Here is a 3,058-nt window from a genome sequence, read left to right as displayed (position 1 = left end):
GATGATGTTCTCTTCCTTCCCATGTTCGAAATTGTGGCACTGGATACAGAGCGTCTCCAGATTATCCAGCTCATACCCTAAGTCTGGTCTGTCTCTTAACTCTTTGATGTGATGTACGTTACACCCCTTACTGTACTTACCTAATCTCTTACACGACTGACATTCATAGTTATCACGTTCTAATGCTTGTAAGCGAATGTGTTTATACCAGTATCTATGTTTGTAAAACTTTATGACCTTGTTTTGTTCATATAGCTTTCTGATTTCTTGTACGGTTAATGGTTGCATTCTTCCTCCTCCGTGAATTAAGAAAAGCACCCACATATGGATGCTTCCTCAAAATTCCCTATATCGTTCGATTTAGTCTAATGTTTTCAAACCAATGCTATTCATTACAATTTTCAATCCTTCACTCCTGATCTGTTCTTTTAAAAAATAAACTTATAATTTTGAAAAGAAAAAACACCCACTAAAGAGTGCTCTCTATGTGATTACGAGTGCATGATTCATCAGATAAACTGTTCGAGAGAAGATACTCCTCTATATTAGCTGATAAAATGAACTTGAGGTATACGTCCGCCCCTGGAATAATGGCTATATTTTCCGCTAACCGCGTTTCTGGACTTACAAAACCCGCATAAATTGAATAATTACCAACAGGTAAATTAAATAACCGAAACATTCCATCTGACCCCAAAAAAGATTGTCCATTAAATTCTTGTTCAATGGGATATTTTGTTTGATATTTTCGTGAAATTAATTTTGTCTGATTATTAACAGCAAGAACATCTAATGATCGCCTAGGTACTCCATCAATCCCAACCACTTGACCATAAAATGAGCCTTCCCCATCTCCCCCTACGGAGAACAATAACCTGTTTACAGCCTCATCTAAATTTAATAATCCATAACCATAAAAAGAATTCCACCCTTTACTCTCCCCCATTAACCTACGTGCTGATTTCTGAATAACTTGAATGATTTTCTGATTACTTTCTTGGGGCTTTAAAGCGCGAAGCATCGCTGCCGTCCCACTTACAAACGGAGCAGAAAATGAGGTACCATCCCCCGCATCGTAGTTAACTTTACTGAAATCAGCCACAGGATATGTTGGTGTAGTCGATAAAATTGCTGTACCCGGTACTGTAATACCGACGCCCACTCCCCAACTTGAAAAGTATGCTAACTTATTTGTTTTATCTATAGAACTAACTCCTAGTACAAAATTGAAGTCAGATGGATAATTAGGCTGTTCGCTTCCATTATTCCCCCCAGATGCTACAATAATAATCCCTTGATTCCATGCTCGCTCCACTGCTAATTGCTCAGCTTGTATATATACCGGCCCACCAAAACTCATATTAATAACCTGTGCGTTTTTTTCTATTGCGTACAATATCCCCTTTACTACAGCGACTGTAGTGGTAAAGCCTTGACTGTTTACAACCCTAATTGGAATAATATTAGCGGTATTATAACTAGCACTTGCAATCCCTGTTTTATTATCTGTAACTGCCGCTGCAATTCCTGAAACAAACGTCCCATGCCCTGTTCCATCAATATAATCATTTGGATCATTAGAACTAAAATTAATAGGGTCTACAATTTTCTCTATTAAATCAGGATGATTAGGATCTATTCCACTATCAATAATAGCGATTTTGACCACAGCCTTCATGTTTTTCACTCTACAAAAAGCTTGCTCTGGACTAATCCCCTGTAAACCCCATTGATTCTGTAAACCCTGAGAAGTTTCTGTTTTTTGGAAATAATAAGGGTCATTAGGTATACAACCATTGATAGACTCATTATAATAACAAGGCCACTTCTTTATACAATGACAGGCTAGCTTACTTTTTTTATTTTTGTTCCCTCTACGTATTGCATTAAAATCGACAAATTTAACTTCCGCACACTCATTATACATCTTTCTATACTTTCGTTCTTCCCCGATAGGTACTATAATCACATCAATATTGAATTGTGGTATTTCATCTATTTTCTTTCCACCTAATTGGGTATGAACCTGATTTTTAGCTCGGTTATCCACATGAGTATGAAACGTAATAATCAACTGTCCTTCTTTAATCACATTACCTCATCCTTTACAACTTGATATCCTATCATATGCAAGCAAAAGGACAAGTGTTTCTCTCGTAGAAGGATGGTTTTTCATACCAAAATCAAGTTATTTACACCCTATTTATAAAAATAAACTTGCAAAAACCTACCACTCAAAATACTGGTTGCCTCTCCATTACAAAGTATCTATCATGGAAGCTTTTACTATATCGTTCGACTCGGTCTACGCGTTCGTACAGAAGTGACTTGCTGCACAGAAACAATATGTTCTGGGTTTATTACAATGTCATCAAAGCGTATTAGACCTTCCCTAAAACTTCCATCTGGCGCAATCACTTTCTCTAAAACATTCTCCAATTTCATATGTAAGATATGCGTTTTTCCATTTACCAAACTCACATATGTGGCAAATATTTTTTCCATCCAATCACCATCCTCTCCCTATTGATATTGTGTTTCAACAGATATTATCACTGCTTGCTATAAATAAACAAGACCACGATACGATCTAGAACCGTGATCGTATATATAATTCTCCTTGATTTTTTCGTCCTGTCGCGGGTTCCTACCGCCCATGCCCGTTCTTCGGTAACGTTTTGATAGTGGGGCCCACTCACATCACTTCACATGATGGTGGATACGCTATCCCCACAGCCTCCTGTCTTCCGAACAGTAACTGTAGACATATCGTACCTCCAATTCCAACTCAAAAAGGTACCCGATTTAGTGCCCCAAACAGTACCCCAAAAGTTCCATTATTTTTTCATATCATCTCTAATGCCGTCGCAAAATTAAGAATCCCTGACTTTCGTTTCCGATAAAACTTACCGCGCTTCATTCCTAATACTGTATAAATATAATCATCGTTTAACTATGTTGCGCTCATATATTTCATTTCTAATATTCGTTGCTCTTCTTGATCTAGCGCATGTTCAAATGCACGATGCAATTGCCTATACTTCAGTTCATGGATATC

The 3,058-nt window shown here is 37.4% G+C and carries 3 protein-coding genes and 1 pseudogene; all 4 read right to left on the bottom strand.

Annotated elements, in window-relative coordinates; genetic code table 11:
- On the bottom strand, nucleotides 1–288 hold a 288-nt coding region (locus tag ATL10_RS30470; RefSeq protein WP_110498346.1), incomplete at its 3' end, for an HNH endonuclease.
- A gap of 181 nt (nucleotides 289–469) precedes the next feature.
- Nucleotides 470–2,092, bottom strand: coding sequence for a S8 family peptidase (locus ATL10_RS30465; protein WP_110498344.1), 1,623 nt, complete (start codon nucleotides 2,090–2,092; stop codon nucleotides 470–472).
- Between the two features lie 194 nt (nucleotides 2,093–2,286).
- Complete coding sequence (locus tag ATL10_RS30460) at nucleotides 2,287–2,481, bottom strand: hypothetical protein (protein ID WP_258375851.1); 195 nt, start codon at nucleotides 2,479–2,481, stop codon at nucleotides 2,287–2,289.
- Nucleotides 2,482–2,845: 364 nt separating this feature from the next.
- A pseudogene (locus ATL10_RS32270) lies at nucleotides 2,846–3,058 on the bottom strand (ArpU family phage packaging/lysis transcriptional regulator); the annotation flags it as partial.

Origin of the sequence: Bacillus sp. 196mf (assembly GCF_003217275.1) — a bacterium.
GTDB lineage: Bacteria > Bacillota > Bacilli > Bacillales > Bacillaceae_G > Bacillus_A > Bacillus_A thuringiensis_S.
Note: the sequence above shows the minus strand (reverse complement) of the source record. Positions and strands in the feature narration are given on the sequence as shown.